Annotated in this window: 24 protein-coding genes, 1 tRNA gene, 1 other RNA gene and 1 pseudogene; 21 read left to right on the forward strand and 6 right to left on the reverse strand. The window is 46.4% G+C overall.

All coding sequences use genetic code 11. The features are described 5' to 3' along the window. Genes KCO92_RS04255 through KCO92_RS04275 form a run of 5 tightly spaced genes read left to right on the forward strand, consistent with a single transcriptional unit; the run spans position 1 to position 5,322 of the window. Complete coding sequence (locus KCO92_RS04255; RefSeq protein WP_104694973.1) at positions 1-1,077, forward strand: DNA-methyltransferase; 1,077 nt, start codon at positions 1-3, stop codon at positions 1,075-1,077. Between the two features lie 55 nt (positions 1,078-1,132). After that, positions 1,133-2,668 carry an SLC13 family permease gene (locus tag KCO92_RS04260; RefSeq protein WP_104694972.1) on the forward strand — a complete coding sequence of 512 codons (1,536 nt, stop codon included), beginning with the start codon at positions 1,133-1,135 and terminating at the stop codon, positions 2,666-2,668. A gap of 2 nt (positions 2,669-2,670) precedes the next feature. After that, the gene (locus KCO92_RS04265; RefSeq protein ID WP_104694971.1) at positions 2,671-3,447 is read left to right on the forward strand and encodes a phosphatidate cytidylyltransferase; all 777 of its coding nucleotides are present in this window, start codon (positions 2,671-2,673) and stop codon (positions 3,445-3,447) included. Continuing rightward, complete coding sequence (gene dxr, locus KCO92_RS04270; RefSeq protein WP_104694970.1) at positions 3,440-4,549, forward strand: 1-deoxy-D-xylulose-5-phosphate reductoisomerase; 1,110 nt, start codon at positions 3,440-3,442, stop codon at positions 4,547-4,549. The genes KCO92_RS04265 and dxr overlap by 8 nt, the downstream gene beginning before the upstream one ends. Before the next feature lie 14 nt (positions 4,550-4,563). Further along, complete coding sequence (locus KCO92_RS04275; protein WP_104694969.1) at positions 4,564-5,322, forward strand: TSUP family transporter; 759 nt, start codon at positions 4,564-4,566, stop codon at positions 5,320-5,322. A gap of 1 nt (position 5,323) precedes the next feature. Here the strand turns inward: KCO92_RS04275 and KCO92_RS04280 are convergent. Continuing rightward, positions 5,324-5,399, reverse strand: a tRNA-Phe gene (locus KCO92_RS04280). A 77-nt stretch (positions 5,400-5,476) separates the two neighbouring features. Here KCO92_RS04280 and KCO92_RS04285 point away from each other — a divergent pair. Genes KCO92_RS04285 through KCO92_RS04295 form a run of 3 tightly spaced genes read left to right on the forward strand, consistent with a single transcriptional unit; the run spans position 5,477 to position 7,045 of the window. Next, positions 5,477-6,244 carry an exodeoxyribonuclease III gene (locus KCO92_RS04285; protein ID WP_104694968.1) on the forward strand — a complete coding sequence of 256 codons (768 nt, stop codon included), beginning with the start codon at positions 5,477-5,479 and terminating at the stop codon, positions 6,242-6,244. Further along, on the forward strand, positions 6,234-6,716 hold the full coding sequence (locus KCO92_RS04290; RefSeq protein ID WP_104694967.1) for a 4Fe-4S binding protein: 483 nt from the start codon (positions 6,234-6,236) through the stop codon (positions 6,714-6,716). The genes KCO92_RS04285 and KCO92_RS04290 overlap by 11 nt, the downstream gene beginning before the upstream one ends. Next, the gene (locus tag KCO92_RS04295; protein WP_104694966.1) at positions 6,713-7,045 is read left to right on the forward strand and encodes a chaperone NapD; all 333 of its coding nucleotides are present in this window, start codon (positions 6,713-6,715) and stop codon (positions 7,043-7,045) included. Before KCO92_RS04290 ends, KCO92_RS04295 begins: the two co-directional genes overlap by 4 nt. On the opposite strand, the gene KCO92_RS04300 is transcribed toward KCO92_RS04295, so the two are convergent. The 4 genes from KCO92_RS04300 to panB all read right to left on the reverse strand — a co-directional run bounded on the left by KCO92_RS04300 (position 7,038) and on the right by panB (position 9,796). Continuing rightward, positions 7,038-7,514 carry a hypothetical protein gene (locus KCO92_RS04300; protein WP_158653030.1) on the reverse strand — a complete coding sequence of 159 codons (477 nt, stop codon included), beginning with the start codon at positions 7,512-7,514 and terminating at the stop codon, positions 7,038-7,040. The two genes, KCO92_RS04295 and KCO92_RS04300, sit on opposite strands and share 8 nt — an antisense overlap. 60 nt (positions 7,515-7,574) lie before the next feature. Further along, positions 7,575-7,929, reverse strand: a transfer-messenger RNA (tmRNA) gene (ssrA, locus tag KCO92_RS04305). Between the two features lie 62 nt (positions 7,930-7,991). Continuing rightward, the gene (gene ruvB / locus KCO92_RS04310; protein ID WP_199766091.1) at positions 7,992-8,993 is read right to left on the reverse strand and encodes a Holliday junction branch migration DNA helicase RuvB; all 1,002 of its coding nucleotides are present in this window, start codon (positions 8,991-8,993) and stop codon (positions 7,992-7,994) included. Then, entirely contained in the window at positions 8,990-9,796 is an 807-nt protein-coding gene (panB, locus tag KCO92_RS04315; protein ID WP_104694963.1) for a 3-methyl-2-oxobutanoate hydroxymethyltransferase, read from the reverse strand. The genes ruvB and panB overlap by 4 nt, the downstream gene beginning before the upstream one ends. Positions 9,797-9,891: 95 nt before the next feature. Between panB and KCO92_RS04320 the strand changes: the two genes are divergently transcribed. The 13 genes and pseudogenes from KCO92_RS04320 to KCO92_RS04375 all read left to right on the forward strand — a co-directional run bounded on the left by KCO92_RS04320 (position 9,892) and on the right by KCO92_RS04375 (position 20,677). Continuing rightward, complete coding sequence (locus KCO92_RS04320; RefSeq protein WP_104694986.1) at positions 9,892-10,560, forward strand: hypothetical protein; 669 nt, start codon at positions 9,892-9,894, stop codon at positions 10,558-10,560. A 112-nt stretch (positions 10,561-10,672) separates the two neighbouring features. After that, positions 10,673-11,218: pseudogene (locus KCO92_RS04325) on the forward strand (outer membrane beta-barrel protein); the annotation flags it as partial. Next, positions 11,199-11,258 (forward strand): hypothetical protein, encoded by a 60-nt coding sequence (locus tag KCO92_RS07680; RefSeq protein ID WP_369094652.1) that lies wholly within the window; start codon positions 11,199-11,201, stop codon positions 11,256-11,258. The pseudogene KCO92_RS04325 and the gene KCO92_RS07680, both read left to right, overlap by 20 nt. After that, positions 11,255-12,610 (forward strand): outer membrane beta-barrel protein, encoded by a 1,356-nt coding sequence (locus KCO92_RS04330; RefSeq protein WP_233710412.1) that lies wholly within the window; start codon positions 11,255-11,257, stop codon positions 12,608-12,610. The genes KCO92_RS07680 and KCO92_RS04330 overlap by 4 nt, the downstream gene beginning before the upstream one ends. A 13-nt stretch (positions 12,611-12,623) precedes the next feature. After that, positions 12,624-13,985: a M23 family metallopeptidase gene (locus tag KCO92_RS04335; protein WP_104694961.1), complete on the forward strand. Its 1,362-nt coding sequence runs from the start codon at positions 12,624-12,626 to the stop codon at positions 13,983-13,985. Positions 13,986-13,990: 5 nt separating this feature from the next. After that, positions 13,991-14,584 (forward strand): septum site-determining protein MinC, encoded by a 594-nt coding sequence (locus tag KCO92_RS04340; RefSeq protein ID WP_104694960.1) that lies wholly within the window; start codon positions 13,991-13,993, stop codon positions 14,582-14,584. Continuing rightward, a complete protein-coding gene (gene lpxC / locus KCO92_RS04345; RefSeq protein WP_104694959.1) occupies positions 14,581-15,489 on the forward strand; it encodes a UDP-3-O-acyl-N-acetylglucosamine deacetylase in 909 nt (302 codons plus the stop codon). The genes KCO92_RS04340 and lpxC overlap by 4 nt, the downstream gene beginning before the upstream one ends. Before the next feature lie 11 nt (positions 15,490-15,500). Beyond that, positions 15,501-15,971, forward strand: coding sequence for a hypothetical protein (locus tag KCO92_RS04350; protein ID WP_104694958.1), 471 nt, complete (start codon positions 15,501-15,503; stop codon positions 15,969-15,971). 52 nt (positions 15,972-16,023) lie between these two features. Then, positions 16,024-16,932, forward strand: coding sequence for a homoserine kinase (gene thrB, locus KCO92_RS04355; protein WP_104694957.1), 909 nt, complete (start codon positions 16,024-16,026; stop codon positions 16,930-16,932). Then, positions 16,922-17,182, forward strand: coding sequence for a YlxR family protein (locus KCO92_RS04360; RefSeq protein ID WP_104694956.1), 261 nt, complete (start codon positions 16,922-16,924; stop codon positions 17,180-17,182). Before thrB ends, KCO92_RS04360 begins: the two co-directional genes overlap by 11 nt. Next, the gene (gene infB, locus KCO92_RS04365) at positions 17,179-19,884 is read left to right on the forward strand and encodes a translation initiation factor IF-2 (protein ID WP_104694955.1); all 2,706 of its coding nucleotides are present in this window, start codon (positions 17,179-17,181) and stop codon (positions 19,882-19,884) included. The genes KCO92_RS04360 and infB overlap by 4 nt, the downstream gene beginning before the upstream one ends. Further along, positions 19,884-20,231 (forward strand): 30S ribosome-binding factor RbfA, encoded by a 348-nt coding sequence (gene rbfA / locus KCO92_RS04370; protein ID WP_104694954.1) that lies wholly within the window; start codon positions 19,884-19,886, stop codon positions 20,229-20,231. The genes infB and rbfA overlap by 1 nt, the downstream gene beginning before the upstream one ends. Beyond that, a complete protein-coding gene (locus tag KCO92_RS04375) occupies positions 20,231-20,677 on the forward strand; it encodes a ribosome maturation factor RimP (protein ID WP_104694953.1) in 447 nt (148 codons plus the stop codon). Before rbfA ends, KCO92_RS04375 begins: the two co-directional genes overlap by 1 nt. 152 nt (positions 20,678-20,829) lie before the next feature. On the opposite strand, the gene KCO92_RS04380 is transcribed toward KCO92_RS04375, so the two are convergent. Further along, positions 20,830-21,105 carry a hypothetical protein gene (locus tag KCO92_RS04380; protein WP_158653534.1) on the reverse strand — a complete coding sequence of 92 codons (276 nt, stop codon included), beginning with the start codon at positions 21,103-21,105 and terminating at the stop codon, positions 20,830-20,832. Positions 21,106-21,237: the final 132 nt, after the last annotated feature.

Consider the following 21,237-nt stretch of genomic DNA (forward strand, 5'->3'; position numbering starts at 1 on the left):
TTGTTAGATCAAATTCTACAAGGAGATTGCCTAGAACTCTTGCCCAGCTTGCCTGCTGAGAGTGTAGAACTCATCATCGCCGATCCGCCCTATTTTATGCAGACACAGGGGGAGTTGTTGCGTGATAATGGAGAAGTCTTTATGGGTGTGCGTGCAGCATGGGATCAATTTGAGAGTCTGCAGGCTTACGATTCTTTTTGTTTGGCGTGGTTAAGCGAGTGTAGACGCGTGTTAAAAGCACATGGGAGTATCTGGGTGATGGGCTCGTTTCAAAATATCTACCGCTTGGGCTATTTAATGCAGAATTTGGGTTTTTGGATTCTCAATGATATTATCTGGGCTAAACCCAATCCCGTGCCCAATTTTAGAGGTAGTCGCTTTTGCAACGCCCATGAGAGCTTGCTTTGGTGTGCTAAAGATAAGAGTGCACGCTACACCTTTAATTATAAAACCATGAAAGCCCTCAATCACAACAAGCAAGAGCGCAGTGTATGGCATATAGGCATTTGCATGGGGGCAGAACGCCTAAAGGGAGCGAATGGAAAAAAACTCCACCCCACTCAAAAACCCCAAGCCCTCTTAGAAAAGATCATTCTCTCTAGCAGTAGGCCCGGGGATTTGATTTTAGACCCCTTTTTTGGCACGGGCACTACAGGGGCGATTGCTAAGAAATTCAAACGACACTTTTTAGGCATTGAGCAAGACCCTCTCTTTGTGCAAGAAGCCACCAAGCGCATTGCTGATATCACCCCCGTGAGCAATACCCTCACACAGGGCGCGCTAGAAGTCAAACCCCCCAAAGTAAGCTTAAAGCAACTCTGTGCAGCGGGCTTTTTGCAGGACAGACAGAAATTCTATGACAAAGATCAAAATTATATCTGTTACTTGCTAGAGGATCGTCTGCATGACGATCAGGAACATCTAAGTATCCACCAAATGGCGGCTAAACACCTACACAAAAAAAATCACAATGGCTGGGCTTACTTTTATGTCTTTTGGAAAGAAGAATTTGTGAGTGTGGATTTGCTACGCTACGCCTACGCCCAGCGTCCTTATCCTCCCATTCTCAAAATTTAAATAAAATGTTAATTCCTATGGCTTAAACTAAGAAAATTAGCATAAGGATTTTAAAATGCCACAAAAGAGTTTTAGGTTCAGCGTGCCATGGGTGGGTTTTTGGGGAGGCTTCATTTTAGCTCTAGGGGTGTATTTTGCCCTCCATGCCCATTTAGATGTGATCAAGCACACCATCACCAAGCCCGGACTTAAATTAGATTCTCTACCCATCGTAGCCGCTGTGGCAATCTTGATGGGGACTTGGTGGATGAGCGAGGCGATCGCTTTGGTGGCTACTGCCCTGCTACCCCTCGTGCTCTTTAGCGCGTTGGGCGTGGCTAGTTTTAAAGAAGTGGGCGCGTCCTATGGGAGTCCTATCATCTTCTTGTTTATGGGGGGTTTTGTGCTGGCAATGGCGATGCAACGCTGGAATCTACATAGCCGTATCGCGCTAAGAATTATTCTTTTAGTGGGCACGAGCCCTAGAGCGTTGGTAGCCGGTTTTATGTTGGCGACTGCCTTTTTATCTATGTGGGTTTCTAACACGGCAACCGCAGTGATGATGATGCCTGTGGGCTTGAGTGTGTTAACCCTCGTAGCAAAATTACTCCAAAAACAGGATTGTAAAACTGATTCCTCTTACCAATCCGCTCCCATTTATCGCACCAATTTCAGTATCTGCTTGATGTTGGGCATCGCTTATAGTGCCTCTATTGGATCGCTAGCCACCCTCATAGGCACGCCCCCTAACGCCCTGTTGGCTGGTTATATGCAAGACGCCTTTGGGTTTAAAATTGGCTTTGGGCAGTGGATGATCTTGGGCGTGCCCATCGCTTTACTCATGCTCATGGGGGCGTGGTTTTTACTCACCTTTGTCATCTTCCCTATCAAGATCAAAGAAATCCCCGGAGGTAGGGAGGTGATCGTTCAAGAATTGCACAAATTAGGACCGATGAGCGCAGGAGAACTCTGGGTTGCCACTTTATTCGTGCTCGCTTCTTTGAGCTGGGTTTTTTTAGGCAGTATTTTACACTCTATGGGAATTAAGATCGCCAATTTAGACTCCATCATTGCCATGGGGGTCGCCATCGCGCTTTTTATCATCCCCGCACAAAAAACCCGTCTCATCGATTGGGATACGATGAAAAAACTCCCCTGGGATGTGCTCTTGCTCTTTGGGGGTGGGCTGGCTTTAAGCGCGCAATTTAGCAAGAGCGGGTTATCTCTGTGGATTGGACATCAAGTGGCGCACTTGTCCCATTTACCCTTATTACTCTTAATGGTCTTGGTGGTAGCCTTAGTGATTTTCTTAACCGAAATCACCTCCAACACCGCCACGGCTGCGGCCTTTTTGCCCGTGATTGGGGGGGTGGCTTTGGGGCTGGGTTATGAGCACTCCCAAGTCCTCTTTTTTACCATCCCTGTAGCTTTAGCAGCCACCTGCGCTTTTATGTTGCCTGTGGCAACCCCACCCAATGCGATCGCTTATGGTTCGGGTTATGTCAAAATGCAAGATATGATCAAAGCTGGGCTATGGCTCAACATCTTAGGGATTGTGCTCATTAGCCTCATCACCTACATTTTAGTGGGCAAAATCTTTGTTGGGAGTTAGGTATGGATTTTTCTAAGTTGAAGGGGGAGAAAACGCGCTATATCACGGGGGCACTCTTAGTCGCGCTTGTTGTGGTGGTGTTGGTTAGCCACAATATGCTGTTCTTGTGGGCGGTGCTAGGCGTGGCGTATCTGGTGGGCTTTTATGAGGCTTTAAAACTCTATGAGAAAATCCACGCTCTGAGCTTTTCTTTTTGGCATTATGGGCTGGCTTTAGGGGTGTGGGGGCTTTCTTATATCAGCCCACGCCCCATTGAGGGCGCATTATTTGTGGGGATGTTCTTTGCAGGCGCATTAGCCTTGAGAGCAAAGGATACTAGGCAGGTGTTGCCCCTCATTTACCCCACTCTGCCCTTTGTGGTGCTTTTAGCATTATTTAAGGACTTTGGCGTGCGCGGGGTGGTGTGGCTAGTCGTGGTCGTTGTGGTGGCTGATGTGGGGGCTTATTTTGGAGGCAGATTGCTAGGTAAAATCCCTCTAAGTCCCACTTCACCCAAAAAGACCCTAGAGGGTTCTTTAATAGGATTGGGTTTATCTAGCGTGCTTGGGGGTCTGGCGGGCATGTGGAGTGTGGGGTTCACATGGGCATTGGGGATTAGCGTGGTGGTGGCGATCAGTGCGATCTTGGGAGATTTGTATGAGAGTTACTTGAAACGGCGTGCAGAGGTGAAGGATAGTGGGGCATGCTTGCCCGGACATGGAGGGATTTTAGATCGTTTAGATGCTATGCTTTTTGGAGGCGTGGCGTTGCATTTCTTGCTCTTTTTGCCCTATGTCTAGTGCGATTATTTTAGGGAGCACGGGCTCTATTGGCACACAAGCCCTAGAAGTGGCACAAACTTTAGGGGTTGAGGTGGAGGCTTTGAGTGGTGGGCACAATGAAACTCTTTTGTTGGAGCAAATCCACACCCACAAGCCCCAAAAAGTTTTTTTACCCCAGCCTAGCAGGGCGTTTTTACGAGATTTGCCCCACAATGTCGCTCTCTTTGCAGGTGCACGAGGGCTAGAAGGGATGTTGCAGGCTTGCCACTCCCCAGTAGTGCTCAACGCTCTAAGCGGTTTTGTTGGATTAAAGCCCACCTTGATCACTCTTGAGCAACATAAAACCCTAGCTTTAGCCAATAAGGAGTCTTTAGTTGTGGCCGGTTGGTTGCTAGATACTAAAGGCATGATCCCCATTGATAGCGAACATTTTGGGCTGTGGAGTTTGCTCCAACACCGCAATACTGCAGAGGTGCAAACCCTTTATTTGAGCGCGAGTGGAGGAGCGCTGCGCGACCTAGAGCCCGAGCAAATCCCCCATCAAAGCCTAGAAAAAGTCTTAAAACACCCTAACTGGGACATGGGCGTGCATATCACCATCAACGCGGCTAACATGCTCAATAAGCTTTTTGAGGTGTTGGAAGCGCGTTGGCTCTTTGGCATAGATGCTATTGATGCCTATATTGAGCGCACTTCCAGCGTACATGCCCTCGTGCGCTTTAAAGATCAAAGCCTGCACGCCCAACTCTCCACCCCTGACATGAAACTCCCCATTGCCCACGCCCTAGCCCCCAAGCAAGCCCACCAGCAAGCTAGCATCGCGCCCTTAGATTTATGCGTCTTACCTCCCCTACAATTTGAGCCCATCGACACGCGCAAATACCCTCTATGGGCACTCAAAGACACCCTATTAGAGAATCCCAAATTAGGTGTGGTGCTCAATGCCAGCGCAGAAGTGGCGACTCAAGCCTTTATAGAGGGCAAAATCTCCTTTGGACAAATTGTTAGGATAGTAGAAGAGGGTTTAATGCGTTTTGAGGACACCACTAAATCACTGGCTAATTTAGAGGATATCTACACTTTGGACGCGCAGATACGCGCGTCTGTGAGGATATCTTAGATTTAGGAGCTAGCATGGAATTAGAATGGTATGTATATGCGATCGTGGTCGTGGTGGCTTTTTGCGCAGGACTGGTAGATTCCATTGCCGGAGGTGGGGGACTAATCACCATGCCTACCCTGTTAGCTTTGGGAATCCCGCCACACCTAGCCCTAGCCACCAACAAACTTCAAAGCAGTTTTGGGAGTTTCACGGCTGCGCTGAATTTTTGCTTGAAGGGCATGGTGTCCTTAAGAGAGGTCGCCTTTGGGGTGGGGTGTGTGGTGGTGGGGGCCAGTCTAGGAACGACACTAATTTTATGGCTTAAAGCGGACATCTTGCGCCTACTCATTCCCATTTTATTATCCTCAATCTTTCTCTATACCTTGTTAGCCCCCAAAGTGGGCGAGGGGGATAGCCATCCTAAACTTGAGCCCACCCTTTTCTATGGCATCTTTGGGCTAGGGTTGGGGTTTTACGATGGGTTTTTTGGACCGGGCACGGGTTCATTTTGGACCTTTGCGATGGTCGCGCTCTTGGGGCTCAACATGAAAAAAGCCACCGCACGCACTAAAGTGTTTAATTTCACCAGCAATATCATCAGTTTAAGCGTGTTTTTAATCGGGGGGCAAGTGATTTGGGCGGTGGGGCTTTTGATGGGAGCAGGGCAGATACTGGGCGCGTGGGTGGGCTCTAATTTAGTGATAGTTAAAGAAGTGCAGTTTATCCGTCGTGTATTTCTATGCGTGGTAGGGGCGACAATTTTAAAGCTATTTTGGGATTTTATACGCTAGATGGTGGCTTGAGGCGGAATCGAACCACCGACACGAAGATTTTCAGTCTTCTGCTCTACCGACTGAGCTATCAAGCCAAAAGCGCGATTATACTATACATGTCCTTTAAATTTAACTTAAAGTGTTATAATAAGCAAAAACACAAAGGTGGTAGATGCGCTTAATTTCATGGAATGTCAACGGCTTGAGGGCATGCATGCAGAAGGGTTTTGAGAACTTTTTGCTAGAGAGTGAAGCTGATATATTCTGTGTGCAAGAAACCAAAATGCACCCGCAACAGGCCGATTTTGCCTTTGAAAATTACCATGCTTTTTGGAATAGCGCACAAAAAAAGGGTTATAGCGGGGTGTTGACTTTGAGCAAAAGCGCGCCTTTAAGCGTGCGCTATGGTTTGGGATTAGAGGAGCACGACATGGAAGGGCGTGTGGTTACCTGCGAGTATGAGAATTTTTATCTAGTTAATGTCTACACGCCTAATTCTCAAAGGGGACTCTTGCGTCTGCCCTACCGCCTAGAATGGGAGAGCGCCTTCAGAGAATTCTTGCAGACTCTAGCGTCGCGTAAAGAGGTGCTGGTGTGCGGGGATTTGAATGTCGCCCATACAGAGATTGATCTAACTAACCCGCAGAGTAACCGCTACAACGCGGGTTTTAGCGACCCAGAACGCAACGCGTTTAGCCAACTACTCCAACTAGGATTTCTTGACACCTACCGCCATTTTTACCCCGACAAAACAGAAGTCTATACATGGTGGAGCTACATGAGCCAATCTAGGGCGCGTAATATCGGTTGGCGTATCGATTATTTTCTGGCTTCTCAAGGCCTGCAAGCTCAGCTCAAAGATGCGCATATTTACGCCCATATTTTGGGGAGTGATCACTGCCCTGTGGGCTTGGAAATTGATATGCCCGATGAACCCTAAAAAGCCCTTTAGGGGGATTTTTAAGGGTTTAAAGCGCGAGCCCTTTTTGATCCCTTTGCCATACTTCAACTCAGAGAAAGCACAGGATTGCCTAGATTGTACGGGGGGATGTGCTTCAGTCTGCCCTGAGCATATTATCATCAAAAAAGAAGCCACACGCCCTTATTTGGACTTTAAAGAACGGGGTTGCACATTTTGTCGAGAGTGTGTACGGGAATGTGTTCAAGAGCATACGGGGGTGTTGGAAGATACTCGAGAGGATTGCATAGATACATGGGTCCTCCTCGATTCGCAAACATGCTTGAGTTATCAGGGTGTGGTGTGCTTTGCATGTAAGGATGCGTGCAGAGACAATGCCATTAGCTTTGAGGGCATGTTTGCTCCACACATCCATGCCTCTTGCACGGGGTGTGGCATGTGTGCAGGTGTATGCCCCAGTCAATCCATTTTATTTGTAGAGAAAAGCACATGAATATTTCCAGCGTGATTGTTAAAGTCCAACTAGAGAGCTTTGAGCAGAGTCTAAAAGCGATTGAAGCCTTAGAGTGCGTGGAAGTGCCCGCTTTTGATCGAGAAAAACAAGTGATCATTGCTTTGATTGAAGCCCCCAGTGTGCAGGAGGAGCTGCGCGCTAATAGGGAGATTGAAAACGCCCCGGGGGTGATCAGCGCGCACATGCACTTTAGTTATTCTGATGAAAATCCTCTACCTTCTAATATCCAAGCCAGTCTAGAGAAAATAGAAAATACAGATGCTAAATCGGTGCGCTATGGAGGCGATGTAAATAACTGGCTTAATTAGCCTTGCGGGTATCGAGCCATTGGGCTTTGAGGTTCATGGCCGTGTGTAAGGAGTTCTCGAGTTGCTCAGTGATGGTTAGCATGGAGGCAAAATCGCTGCCCCATTTCGCATCCTTGAGCTCTTTGTGTAGCGTGTCTACGAGATCAAGGGCTTTATCCAAATCAATGGGAGGCTCAAAGGCCTTTTTGAAAGCCGCTCCAAAGCCCTCTTTTTTGGATTGAGGTTCTTGAGGATTGGTGTTGGGGGCCAACACAAGTTTAATGTTCTTGGCTTCTTGGTAAATACGATCGAGTAATTTTACCTCCTGATAATCTCTACCCTTGTCAATGGCCTCTTCTAAGATTTTATTGCTTGTGATAACTAGTTGGGTCGCTAAATCTGCACTTTTAGCCTCTTCCTTAGAGAGAGCGTGGACATCAATACCCACCAGCCATGACGCGCCAAAATGCATCCATAAAATAGATAGCAACAAACACTGCTTACAACTCATCGGCGCATCAATCCTTCTATGGGGGAAACATTGTCAAAATGGTGGAGCTGTGGGGAATCGAACCCCAGTCCAAAAATTACATCCATCCGTGGGCATCTACATGCTTAGAGAAGTTAAAGTTCTCGGGCTTTCCTAACAACCTCTCAAACTAATAGAAAGACCCTAGCTCTCAATCTTACTCTGAGGAGTGAGCACTTTTCAGAGGCAACTGGCTACAATGATGGAATACCTAGCTAACGCCAGTCGATTGCTAAGTTTCCAGCTCGCTACGCAGCTTTAGCGTAGTTGGGAGCGTAATTAGGATTGTTTACGGTTATTGTTTGTGTCGTTTTACAAGAGACACTTGGCATGCAACCCACGCTATGCAACCCTTGTCGAAATCCTGTTCAGCCCCATAACTTAGCAGAAACTAAGTAGCGCAGTATAGCATGCTTTGCTTACGATTTTTTTAAAATTTCAGAGCAATCGGGGGCGATCCAACTTGAGAGTTTCATAAGTTTTAAGCGTAGCAATACGCCCCTTAGCCGTGCGCTCCAAATAGCCATTGGCGAGCAAAAAAGGCTCGATCACCTCTTCAATCGTACTCTCATCTTCATGCAGGCTGGCCGCAATAGTGTTCAGTCCCAAGGCTTTATTCTTGGCGTTAGCTAAGAGGTTGAGATAGAGCAAGTCTAGCGCATCAAAACCATGCGCGTTCACGCCTAGCTCCTCTAAGGCAAAAAGTGTGGTTTGCAGAGAAATGCTCGATTCGCTGGCATGATCGGCAAAATCGCGCACCCGCCTTAAGAGTCTCAACGCAATGCGGGGTGTGCCTCTTGAGCGTTTGGCAATCTCTGCACTCGCTTTTTCTTCTATATCTTTTTGCAATCTAGTGCTAGCGTGTGTAATAATGGTAGCGAGCTCTTCTATGCTGTAAAACTGCATGCGAAAATGCAAGCCAAAGCGCTCGCGCAGGGGGTTAGAGAGTAACCCCGCGCGTGTGGTAGCCCCGATGAGAGTAAAGGGATTGAGATCGATCTTGATAGTCTGAGCGGCTGCTTTAGACCCAATAATAATATCTAATCTAAAATCCTCCATCGCTGAGTAAAGCACCTCTTCGATGGCAGGGCTTAAGCGGTGGATTTCATCGATAAAAAGAACATCTTTGGGATTAAGATTGGTGAGCAGGGCGGCCAAATCACCCGTTTTTTCAATCATAGGGGCGGTAGTAACCTTGATATTGGCATGGAGTTCTTTGGCAATGAGATGACTTAAAGTGGTCTTGCCTAAACCTGGGGGACCAAAAAAAAGCACATGATCTAGGGTATCTTGGCGTTTGAGAGCGGCACCAATAGAGACCTGCAACAATTTTTTAATCTGTTCTTGTCCAATGTAGTCCTCCCATAAATTAGGGCGCAGACTTACAGATTCTTGCTCTTCTAAATTGAGTGCCTCTACATTGACAAGTCTTTGCATCAGTAACTCTCTTGCTCGGAGGGGAAATGCCCTGTTTGGATGTCTTGGATATAGCGTTGCACAGCCTCTTCTACAAGCGTTGCTCCCTCCAAATACGATCGCACAAATTTAGGCTTAAATGCTTTGAATAGTCCAAGCATATCGCTAAAGACTAAAATTTGTCCATCGCACCCCGCCCCGCTCCCTATGCCTATTGTAGGGATGTCTAGCTGAGTGGTGATTTCTGTAGCCACATGCGCAACCACGCCCTCCAAAACAACCAAGCTTGCCCCTGCCTCTTGCACACTCAAAGCATCTTCTAAGACTTGTTGTGCACTCTCTGGCGTCTTGCCCGTGATCTTATAACCCCCTACGCCTCGTACACTCTGGGGCAAGAGACCAATGTGCCCTACCACTGCCACACCTTCCCCAACTAAGGTTTTGATGATATGAGCCCGTTCAGCCCCTCCCTCTAATTTAATGGCATCAGCACGGGTATGTTGGTAGAATTTCAGGGCGTTCTTAAGGGCTTGTTTTTCATTAGTGTAACTTCCATAGGGCATGTCGGCCACTACAAAGGCGCGTTGCACGCCTCGACACACCGCCTTAGTGTGGTAAAGCATTTCTTGCATACTCGCACTCAAAGTATCTAGCCTGCCATTAAAACTCATGTTCAAACTATCACCTACCAAGATCAAGTCGATATAAGGATCAAACAAAGCTGCAAACAAGCTGTCATAGGCTGTAATGGCGCTAATTTTAGAAGGTTTTACGCCATCTTTAGGGTGCTTTTTGCGGCGTAGACAACCTAGAGTCATCTTCATCATGCTCACACTTTTTGAGAGATTTTACCTTTAAAATGCTATGATAGGGCTAAAATTTTTCATTAGGGTTGGATTTGAAGATTAAAGGGGTGCTCGGGATGTCTGTCTTGATTTTTCAGACATTATGGGGCATAGATTATACGACACTCGATCCAAAGTATTATAAATACATCAAGTTTTATGAGAAGTACACGGATCAAGAAATCGCTCTCTTGATTGACGATATTAAGCATGCCGAAAGCAAAACTGGGTTGTTGCTGGGCTTGAGCACGGGTTTCTTCTACAACAATGCGATCAAGCGTGCCATGCAAGAAGGTACAATTCAGGGCAAACGCATGGAATACTTGTGGAGTATCGGCGTGCGTTTTGGCTACCAGACTTTCCGTCCTTCCTTATTCGCCAAGACCATGCGCCCTAATTTTATCGGGAGGCGAGTTTACATCCAATACATCGGCGCAGTACCCAAACGCTCCAATGTTGGGCGCATCGGTTACCAAAGCGCAACTATCAACGCAGATTTGATGATCGATCCCACTCTGCCCTCGGTGCAACGCTACCTTTCTATGGGTTTTTTGTTGGGAGTGGGATTGGGGGTGATCACACAGGGAACTGATACTACTGCTTTTTTTGGCATGATGGCTAATGCAGGGATTGCCTTTAGCATCTTTGGACATAATCGCGTGGAGCTTGAGTTTAAAGTGCTTGCCAACAAAGATGTTTCATGGTGGGGTGGATTGATGCACATAGGGTATCAATATGTTTTTTAGACGTGCTGTTCAGGGGCTTTTTTTGGGTACCCTTGTTTTGAATACATGTTGGGGAGGGGTGTCTGTACACCAACAGCGTGATATTTCTTCTGAGCGAGAGTTTCAAATTTACATGCTCAGAGGGCAACTTTATGAAGCAGAGCAGGCAAAACTTGTCCAAGAAGTGGCCAAGCGCAAGAGTGGGCCATTCGTGGGTGTCCTACTAACGCAAACTCTCATTCGAATCAATGGAATTAGGAGTGCAGGCTTGCCCCTCTTGTATGGCCTAAAAATAGGTTACCAAAGGTATGTCAAGAGCGATATAGGTGGATTGCGCGTTTATGGGGAATACATGGGGGGAGTCAATAAAAGCGTGCTTAAGCCAGAACAATCCAGCGCTTACCAGATAGCAAGCTTCAATGTAGATTTAGTGATGGATAAATCCATTGATACTCGTAAAAAGTATGCTATCGGAGTCTTTGGAGGGCTTGGCGTAGGGTGGAGTGGTTACAAAGATTACCCTAGTGCCGTGCACAATCCCAATGGCTTTGGCTTAGTTATTAACTTGGGCATTTCCATGACCTTAAACATCAGGCATCGCATCGAGCTTGCTTTAAAAGTTCCCCCATTGAAAGTCAGCCATGCCTTCGCCTATAGCTTTGCTAGCGATAATCTTTACTATATCAGCTATAATTTTTTGCTCTAGGGAATGGCAATGAAAGTTCTGTTTGCAACAAGCTTACTTCTAACAAGTGCAGTAGCGATGCCTCCACCCATTTTGAAAGATACCAACTCAGATGTAATTTTTGAAGATGCTCCTGAATCTAAATCAAATGTGCCCAATCCCCAACCCCAAGTACAACCCAATCCTCAATCTAGCCCCCAGCCTAACCCTCAACCCAAAGCACGGCCTATTTTAAAAGACACCAACTCAGATGTAATTTTTGAAGATGCCTCTGAACCTGAGTCGGATTTGCCCAATCCCCAACCCCAAGTACAACCCCAAGTACAAAAACAGCCCCCTGCAACGCCACATCCACAAAATACACCTGTTTGTGCACCCAGTCCGTCTATGGCTCCTAGTCTGGTCCCACTACCTCCGCTCCCTTTTATTCCTACCAATCCAGCGCTTCCCCCCTATCCTTATGGAGTGCCTATCAATCCAGAACCCAACGTTGGCATGCCAGAGAACCCCCATCGCTTTGATTCAGACCCCGTGATTAAAGATTTAGAAGATAAGATTCGTGCGCTCGGTGTGGTCCCAGAAACCCAACATTACTACTCTAAAAAATACATTGAAAAGCACTACAAACATAAGAGTTGGCGTTTTAAGGCAGAAAAATTTGAGAGTTATAGCATTGCCAAAGAAAAAAGCGGGTTTTTTCTAGGGGGTGGGTTTGGCGTGGGGGGATTAGAGGAGTCCTATAGTGGTGACCAGGTGTTGAGCACAGATCTTGGAATCAAGGTTCCCAACGATGTCTTTAGTGCTCCTGTTAGTCTAAAAAGCACTTTTGGCATGCTAAATCTTGAATTGGGTTACCAACAATTTTTTAATCTGTACTTTGGTACGCGTATTTATGGGGATCTACTTGTCATACCGGGGCTTGCTACAATTGGAACCTTGAATGGCAATAGCACTAACAAAGGGTTTGGGAAGTTGTTTTATGCACTGGGCTCCTTAGATATGGACGCGCTCATTGACATTCCCCTAGATAAGCAAAAACAGCACTTTATTGGCGCATATGCTGGTTTTGGAGTAGGGTTAATGCTCTTGCGTGATTTTAAAAACGCAGCGTTCAATCAGGTTGTCGCCAATGCCTATAAAAGTCCCAATATCTTTTGGAAAATGCTCGCACAGGCAGATTACACGATCAATCTTGGGCTCGCCTTCACTTATAAACGGCATGTGCGTTTTGAATTGGGCACTAAGATTCCACTGACTTACCTGCGTTTTGGAACAGAATCTCCAGCGGTCTATACTAATTCCCAGTCTAGCAAGACCTTGCTCAGTGGCGATATTGGTTTCAAGCGCACGACTTTCATGGTGTTCAATGTGCTCTATGTTTTTTGATTAAGGCAAAATTGTGTGGCGTTTGATTGTATTAATAGCATTAGTAGGATGTGGATATTTGAGCTATAACTACTGGGTTAGTAAGGATAATCAGGGGCAGATTAGTTTGGTTATGAAGGTTGTCAAAGAGGGGAGTAAAAAGGCACCAGCGCAGAATCTGCGTGTTGAGAATCCGACACACTGGAATCTCAAACACCACATACGCGTTATTTTGGAATCCCCGGCTAAAATCCGCTCTTATCATATTAAGGTTTCTACGAGCGATCATTTAGTGGTTTATGACAAAAATCAGATTGTGCTGGACGAACCCAGTCGCTTGGTTTTTGAGTTACCTAAACCTAGCATTCAACTCAATGATCAAACGATACTCCACTATGAGATCAGTCTATGCGATTGGAGTAATGGTAATTTCTTCAGTGGCAACATAACTACCAAAAGCTTTGATCTAGTCTTGGACACAACTCCGCCCACTATCCGCACTCTCGCGCAGTCATCCAGTATTACTTATGGGGGGAGCGCGCTTGTAGTCTTTAAAGTGGAAGAGGATTCCCTAGACAAAGTATGGATCAATAACGGCTCCATGGACCTTAAGGTCTTTCCCTTCATGCAAGACAAATACTATGCAGCTATTTTGCCATGGTCGTTGCAACAACGCGCTTTTAATAGCAAAATCATCGCCAGAGATAAATCTCTCAACACTACAGTCGTGCCTTTAAGTTTTATCCAAAATACTAGAGTACCCAGGATGGAGAGCAAAATTGACTTGAGTAAACAGTATGCGAGTAAGGCAGACGCACTGCAGGGTCTAAAAACATACCCGTATCTTGAGCGCACTAATATGCACGCCAATCTCCAAGAGATTATCCAGCAAGATTTAAGCAATGTGTTCACTTATAGCGCTCTCAAATTCCAACCTTTCAGTCCTTTGAATACCAGTAAACCTAGAATTTTGAGCCCTTTTGGTGCCAAGCAATCTTTTCTGTTCAAAGGGGATTTGCTGGGTGAATCTCTACATTCAGGCACAGATTTCTTTGGCAAGCATTCCAAAGTCATTGCGAGTAATGAAGGGCGTGTGGTCCTGGCAGAGGAGATGCAAAGTTATGGCAAAGGCGTTCTAGTCTCCTATGGTCTAGGCTTACACGCGCTCTATGGGAGTCTCTCATCTGTAGCAGTGAGAAAAGCAGATTTAGTTAGCGCGGACAGTGTTTTGGGCGTGAGTGGTAAAAACTCTACGAGCAAGTTTGATCATGTACACTTTGAAGTTTTAGTGCAAGGTGTATCAGTGCGTCCACGAGAATGGATGGACGCGGGGTTTATCCAGCGCTTTAATGATGTGTTGCGTCAAGCACAGCGGCGTATCCAAGAACAAAGGTAAGCTGAGTGTTGCAAACTAGGCAGAAACAGGTGCGTTGCTTTGAATTGAGCAAAGCGCACAAGGATCAGTATCTCAATTTCATTCACAAAAATGCTCCTCTCCTGCAGGATTACCTACTCTTATTCAAAGCTCCTCCTGAAATAGAAGTGTTAGAAACCTTAGAACACTATGGACTTGCCTACAGCATTAGCACGAAAGAGCTCAAAGGTAAAAATAGCGATCAAATCGTGATTTACGAAGCCACTCAAGCCTTAAGCGTTGTAGAGCCTAAAGCTCCGTTAACTGAACGGGTGCAGATTTTCGAACGGCATATCCGTAGTGGTGAAGAAATTGACAGCACTGCTAGTCTAATTTTTTTAGGCAATATTAACCATGGGGCCAAGATTGTTTCAGAGCAGAATATTAGTATTTACGGGCGTTGTGAAGGGATCATCATTTGCATGGGGGCGTGTATGGTGCTTAAAAATGTGTATTCTTCTCATATCACATTTCAAGGGCAAATCTTGAGCGATACCTTGATTGAGCGTATTAATGAGAATGAGAAGTTAAAATTGATAACAAAAAATGACGATATAATTCAGATAAAGGATATTGTATGAATGAGAGAACTATCGCAAGAAGCGTCGAGGTGGTTGGGATTGGCTTGCATAAGGGTGTGCCCGTTAGAATGGTTTTAGAGCCTTTAGAGGCAGGGCGGGGTATTGTTTTTGCTCGTTCGGATTTGCAAGCTCAGATGCCCTTATCGCACGAGAGTGTGGTGGACACGACCATGGCAACTACTCTAGCTGCCCCAGATAATCCTAAGGCGCGTATCTCTACCGTAGAGCATCTGCTCTCGGCCGTGAGTGCTTATGGGATTGATAATCTTAAGATTTCTGTCGATAACGAAGAAATTCCCATTATGGACGGCTCTGCGATTGCTCATTGTATGCTTTTGGATGAAGCAGGGATTGTAGAGCTGGACACCCCCAAATCTTTCATGCGTATCACTCAGGAGGTGGAAGTTAGAGATGGTCCTAAATTTGCTAAGATCAGCCCGAGCTCTTCTCTCTCTTTTGATTTTGGCATTAATTTTGCCCATCCTATGATTAGAGAGCAGCGTTATTATTTTGAGTTTTCAAGACAGCAGTATAAAGAGCAGATCGCTAGGGCGCGCACCTTTGGTTTTTTGCAGGAGGTGAATTATTTGCGTTCCATCGGGCTTGCTAAGGGTGGAAATTTAAATAATTGCATTGTACTCGATGAGCACAGCATTGTAAACAAAGAAGGCTTGCGCTACGAAGAAGAGTTTGCGCGCCATAAGATTTTAGACGCGATGGGAGACTTAGCCTTCTTGGGTAAGGGGGTTATTGGTGCATATTGCTCTTACATGGGAAGTCACAAACTCAATGCTATGCTTGTAAATAAGGTTTTAGAGGCACAGGCCTATGAAGTGGTGCATCTATCTCCCTCTCCTCAAAGGCAAAGTGTCGCGTCTGGAGAAATGGCGGTGGCTTACAACTAATTTGGGGTTTGTTGGTGCGGTGTGTGCTTGTGGTGCTGGCTCTGCAGCGCCCTGTGCAAATGGGTGTTTATGTCGAAAACGAGTTGGTCTACTCCGTGTATTCCACACAGGGCACAAGCGTTGCGCTTGCGAGTTTATTTGCACAAGTTTCTAGGTGGCTGGCGTGCGCGGGGTGTGCGTTGCGCGCGATTTACTACGCCACCGGTCCAGGAAGTTTTACAGCCATGAAGTTGACTCATGTTTTTGTGCACACGCTCGCGATCACAAAGGGTCTTAGACTCTATGGAGCTCTTGGATTCGTGTTTAATGCCTATCGTCCCATCAAGGCGTTTGGTAAGAGCTATTATCTTTATCATCGGGGTCAGATTGTTCTTAGGCCCTTAGAAAATCCAGAAGTGCGCGCCATGCGTTTACCTGTTCTGCTCGATCCTAGCCTATTTAGTGCAGAGTCCAAACCTTTGTATCTTTTGTCCCCTGTTTAGGTAAAAAACACAATATTAAGCTATAATGTAGCATCAAAACTTAGGAAGTGATTTGGTTGTTAGTGTGCCTGCTACAAGCGCGAACTTGGGACCGGGGTTTGATTGTTTGGGGCTTAGTTTGAATCTCAGAAATCGCTTCAGTGTAGTGCCCTCTGTTTTTACGAGCATTAAAATTCAAGGTGAGGGTGAGGGCTTTTCTAAATTTTTGGTCGATAATATCTTTGTCAATTTGTTTAAGAATGCGCTCCAAAAACGCGGCGTCCAACAAAATTTTGAGTTTTTGTTTCACAATGCTATTCCTATTTCTCGCGGATTGGGCAGTAGCTCTGCGATTATAGTGGGGGCTCTAAGTGCCATTCATCATTATTTAAATGGTCATATCAACAAAGAAGAAGTGCTACACGCCAGCTTGTTTTATGAATCCCATCCAGACAACATCACTCCAGCAGTCTTTGGGGGATTTAATATTGCTACGACAGAGAGGCTCCCTGGCGAGGATTTTCAGAGGAGCAAGAAGAAAGTATACCATTTACGCACTTCTATTCCCAGCTATCTCAAGGCAGTGATCGTGATTCCTCCTCATACAATTTCTACAAAACTCTCGCGTCAAGCTTTACCTAAACGCTGCAGTTATGCTGACGCCACCTACAACCTCGCGCATGCGAGTTTGATGTGCATGGCATTTGCACAGGAAAAATGGGAGGTGCTAAAGGTGGCTTCTAGGGATCGCTTGCATCAGGATAAGCGTATGAAACTCTACCCCGTACTGTATGGCGTGCAGAGGATGGCACTGGAATGTGGTGCGTTGATGAGTACGCTCTCAGGAAGTGGTTCGTCGTTTTTTAATATGTGCTATGCTGAAGATGCGAGAGCATTGCAAGCTAGGTTGCAGGGCAAGTATTCTAATTTTAGGGTTTTGTCTTTAGACTTTGATAATCAAGGAGTGCAGATTGAAAGCTAGCGTCTTTTATTCTAAAAACGCGGTGCGCACTTGCGTATGCTGCAGGGCGCGTTTGAAGCAGGTAGAGTTGTTGCGCTTTAGCGTGAGAGAGGGTAGAATTATTGTATTTCAAGGAAGTGGGCGTAGTTTTTATTTGTGTGGCGCATGTTTGCATGTTAAGCATGTTGATAAGCAGGTCTTAAAGGTTAAACATACCCCCAAAAATAAACACTACATCCAGGCATGGTTAGAGGAGGTGCGCGCGTCATGAGTGGCATTGCATTGAAGGATTTTGTTTTGGAATTGGGTCGGACAGATGTGAAAATGGTAATCGAGGAGGCTAAGGAGATTGGTTTAAATCTTAAAACCACTTCTAGTTTGGATGAGGAAACGGCTGCTAAGCTCTACGATTTTATCACGAATAAGGTGAATGCTCGTATGCCTAAGAGCACCTCGAAAGTTCCCCCCACCAGCAAGGCAAAAGCGCAGACAGACCCACAACCAGAAATGGCTCCCCCCACTCCTCAAGAGGAGTCTGTGGTATCTCCTGTTCCAAAAACTCCGCGGCGTGCGCCTAGAAAACGCAGTATTGAAATTGTCAGCACAGGACAGAGCGCGCCCAAACCTCCCACTCCACAACCGCCCAAACCCGCCCCCACCACGCCCTTAGAAGTAGTGATCAAAGTCGATCCCCCTGCTCCTAAGAGCACTCCAGAAAAAGAAGAGGCTACCCCTCCCCCAGCACCTACCCTCATTATTGCAGAAAGTGTATCCGCAGAGCCTCCTGCTCCATCTAAAGAACCCAATGCTCTCTCCAAAAGAACACGCGGAATCCGCATTGTCAAACGCACCGATCAGGAAGAAGCAGCTTTAGCTAGAGCGGCCTTAGCCTCTATGATGAGCCAAAAAGAGCCCAGTGAGAAAAAAGCTAAGAAATCTTCTAAGACCAAAAATGTGGCCAAGCCCAGTCCTAAGAGTCGCGCTCAAAGGTTGGATTTCTCTCAAAATCGAGACTTCCACGATCTTTATGAGGATGAGCAAGATGAGATTGTTCTCTTTGACTTCCATGCCCAAGATTTGGAGTCAAAGGAAGAAGCTCCCCCCCGGGCAATTGCTGATAAAGTGAAAATTCAGCGTAAAACCCCATGGGTGAATGAGGGAGGAATTCGCCGTTCCAGCCGCAAAAAACGCGTTTATCGCAGCGATAATGCCCAGAAAAGCGTGCAGAGCACTATTAGCATTTCTGAAGAGGTGCGGGTATATGAGTTTGCTCAAAGTGCCAATCTCAATCTTGCCGATGTGATCAAAACCCTCTTCAATTTGGGCATGATGGTTACCAAAAACGACTTCTTGGATCGCGATGCCATCGAAATTTTGGCCGAAGAGTTTAAATTAGAAGTGCAGATTGAGAGTGCACAGGTCTTCATCGAAGAAGAGAGCGCACAAGCCCTAGATGATCTGGCCGAACGCCCCCCTGTGGTAACCATCATGGGGCATGTCGATCACGGGAAAACCTCCTTACTAGATAAAATCCGTAACCAGCGCGTGGCTGTGAGTGAAGCGGGGGGTATCACTCAGCACATCGGGGCTTATATGGTGCAAAAAAACGACAAATGGATCTCCTTTATCGACACCCCCGGACATGAGGCGTTTAAGGAAATGCGCGAACGCGGGGCGAAGGTTACTGACATCGCGATCATCGTAATCGCTGCAGATGATGGAGTCAAACCCCAGACAGTCGAAGCGTTCAAGCAGGCTAAAGACGCAGGCGTGCAAATTATCGTGGCGATGAATAAAATCGATAAAGAAAATGCTAATGTGGACAAACTCAAAGCCGAGTGTGCAGAATTAGGTTTCAACCCGCGCGATTGGGGCGGGGAGTTTGAATTTATCCCTATCTCGGCTAAAACCGGACAGGGCATTGACACCCTTTTAGAAACGATTTTAATTCAAGCTGAGATCATGGAATTGCAGGCCTCAGCCAGCGCACAAGCAAGGGCGATAGTCTTAGAGGGCAGTGTGGAAAAGGGACGGGGCGCGGTAGCTACTCTTATCGTGCAGCAGGGCACGCTTAGAGTGGGTGATGCGGTGGTGGCCGATATTGCCTTTGGCAAGATCAGGACTATGACAGACGATCAGGGCAGAGCGGTTAAAGAACTCAAGCCCTCACAGGTGGCTCTCATCACGGGTTTAAGCGAAGTGCCTATGGCGGGCTCTACTTTGATTGCTGTAGAAAGTGAAAACACCGCGCGCTCTTTAGCGCATAAAAAAGCGACCTACTTGCGCCAAAAAGCTTTAAGCAAGAGCACAAAGGTGCATATTGATGAGCTCACATCTATGGTGGCGACTAAAGAACTCACCCAGATTCCTATTGTACTCAAGGCGGACACACAGGGAAGTTTAGAGGCAATCAAACACAGCCTCTTGGCTCTCAATAATGAGGAGGTGGGTATCCATATCCTGAATGCAGGTGTGGGAGGTATCAGCGAGAACGATTTAAGCTTAGTAGGTAATAATCCTCACGCCCTCGTGTTGGGCTTTAATATCCGTCCGACGGGCAATGTGCGCGCGCGGGCTAAGGAATTACGCGTAGATATTAAAACCTATAGCGTGATTTACGCGCTTTTGGACGATATGAAAGCCCTTGTAGGGGGCTTGATGAGCCCAGTGGTGCAGGAGGAAGACACCGGGCAAGCCCAAGTGCGCGAAACCTTTGTGATCCCCAAAGTGGGCACAATCGCTGGGTGCATGGTAGTCGATGGGGTGATCAACAAGGGAATCAAGGTGCGCTTGATTCGTGAGGGCGTAGTGGTGCATGTGGGCAAAATCATCTCTCTCAAACGCTTTAAAGACGATGCTCAAGAGGTGTCTAAGGGCTATGAATGCGGAATCATGCTAGAGCGTTATAATGATGTGCGCGTGGGTGATGTCTTTGAAAGCTTTAGAGAAATCCAAAAGGCGAGGGTACTCTAATGGATAGCGTGCATGCCAAGCGCCTTGATGCTGGACTATTAGAATATATACAAGAGGCTTTAAGCGCGCTGGACGATCCTAGATTGCATGGGATCACCCTCACACGCGCCCACTGCTCTAGGGGGAAATACCACGCCCATGTTTATTTTGATGCCCAAGCACTTGATACCCAGACCCAAAAAGAAATCTTTCACGCGCTTAAAAAAGCTACTCCTTTGCTGCGCGCGCATGTCTTGCAGGTGAGTGGGTGGTTTAAATGTCCTAAATTTAGCTTCCATATCGATGAAAGCCTAGAGCAAGAACGACGCCTAGAAACCCTCTTTAAGGCCATTGCTAAGGAGTCTTGATGCTAGAAGATTTAGAGCCTCTTTTAGAAGCCACGCTCCAGAGCATCGACTGCACGCTTTATGATGTGACTTTACTAAAAGAAAACCAGCGCGATATTTTGCGCATTAGTATTAAATCCCTTAAAGGTCCTACAACCCTGGACACATGCCAAGAGGCGAGTTTGCTCATCTCTCCTCTGCTAGATGTGCACGCTAGCATGCCCGGGGCTTACTCTTTGGAGGTAAGTTCTATGGGATTAGAGCGCACCTTGAGTAAACTTAGACATTTTGAACTCTCTATAGGCGATTTGGTAGAAGTGCGCACAAGTCAAAACGAACGCTTTAAGGGGGTAGTGCAAGGGGTGGAAGGGGATGAAATTACATTTACAATTCAAGACACATCAAAGCGTATTCCCCTGGCACAGATTAAAAAAGCCAAGAGCGTATTTGAGTTTGGGGAGACTTGAATGCTCAGAAGCCCGCAGATCATTATCTAACCCCTCTACATCTAGAGTACCCTTCGTTGTTTTTGACCATGAGACGATGATAGAGAGTGCTAAGGCGGGTTGTTGGCGAGTAAAACTTGGAATTGCCAAGTATTCTCGCTGAAGACAAGCGTTTATACGTGGGTTGATTGTTTATAAAAACAGAATAAAAGTTTGTGTTCGTGGCAGTGGGTGAGCAAGTTCAGCACACCACCAAATTCTCGAGCAGACTTAGCTCCGTGGATAACAAAATATTCCATGGGTAATTTCTTAAGCCCAACTTCAAAACCCACACCCTCAAAGGCACGAACTACCTCTTCAAGTGAATAATCACAAACAGGATAGCTCTCTTGGGTTCTGATGATTTCTTTGCGCTGTGCCCAAAAGGGATTTTCACGATAGCAACCCATGGTGGCAAAGTAAAAACCTTTGTCCTTCAGGATGTTAAAAGACTTTGTCTTTTTACTTTTAGGTCCCTCGGGAAGCCCGTGTAGTACGGGGCTCGTGGAGAGTAATACCCAATAAAATCCGCACTAACTCCG

Source organism: Helicobacter salomonis (assembly GCF_017979425.1).
Lineage (GTDB): Bacteria > Campylobacterota > Campylobacteria > Campylobacterales > Helicobacteraceae > Helicobacter > Helicobacter salomonis.

Excerpts from the sequence above, each read along its gene's own strand:
- KCO92_RS04260 (WP_104694972.1), top strand. The coding sequence starts at position 1,133 with ATGCCACAAAAGAGTTTTAGGTTCAGCGTGCCATGGGTGGGTTTTTGG.
- KCO92_RS04265 (WP_104694971.1), top strand. The coding sequence starts at position 2,671 with ATGGATTTTTCTAAGTTGAAGGGGGAGAAAACGCGCTATATCACGGGG.
- dxr (WP_104694970.1), top strand. The coding sequence starts at position 3,440 with ATGTCTAGTGCGATTATTTTAGGGAGCACGGGCTCTATTGGCACACAA.
- KCO92_RS04275 (WP_104694969.1), top strand. The coding sequence starts at position 4,564 with ATGGAATTAGAATGGTATGTATATGCGATCGTGGTCGTGGTGGCTTTT.
- KCO92_RS04285 (WP_104694968.1), top strand. The coding sequence starts at position 5,477 with ATGCGCTTAATTTCATGGAATGTCAACGGCTTGAGGGCATGCATGCAG.
- KCO92_RS04290 (WP_104694967.1), top strand. The coding sequence starts at position 6,234 with ATGAACCCTAAAAAGCCCTTTAGGGGGATTTTTAAGGGTTTAAAGCGC.
- KCO92_RS04295 (WP_104694966.1), top strand. The coding sequence starts at position 6,713 with ATGAATATTTCCAGCGTGATTGTTAAAGTCCAACTAGAGAGCTTTGAG.
- panB (WP_104694963.1), bottom strand. The coding sequence starts at position 9,796 with ATGATGAAGATGACTCTAGGTTGTCTACGCCGCAAAAAGCACCCTAAA.
- KCO92_RS04320 (WP_104694986.1), top strand. The coding sequence starts at position 9,892 with ATGTCTGTCTTGATTTTTCAGACATTATGGGGCATAGATTATACGACA.
- KCO92_RS04330 (WP_233710412.1), top strand. The coding sequence starts at position 11,255 with ATGAAAGTTCTGTTTGCAACAAGCTTACTTCTAACAAGTGCAGTAGCG.
- lpxC (WP_104694959.1), top strand. The coding sequence starts at position 14,581 with ATGAATGAGAGAACTATCGCAAGAAGCGTCGAGGTGGTTGGGATTGGC.
- infB (WP_104694955.1), top strand. The coding sequence starts at position 17,179 with ATGAGTGGCATTGCATTGAAGGATTTTGTTTTGGAATTGGGTCGGACA.
- rbfA (WP_104694954.1), top strand. The coding sequence starts at position 19,884 with ATGGATAGCGTGCATGCCAAGCGCCTTGATGCTGGACTATTAGAATAT.
- KCO92_RS04375 (WP_104694953.1), top strand. The coding sequence starts at position 20,231 with ATGCTAGAAGATTTAGAGCCTCTTTTAGAAGCCACGCTCCAGAGCATC.
- KCO92_RS04380 (WP_158653534.1), bottom strand. The coding sequence starts at position 21,105 with ATGGGTTGCTATCGTGAAAATCCCTTTTGGGCACAGCGCAAAGAAATC.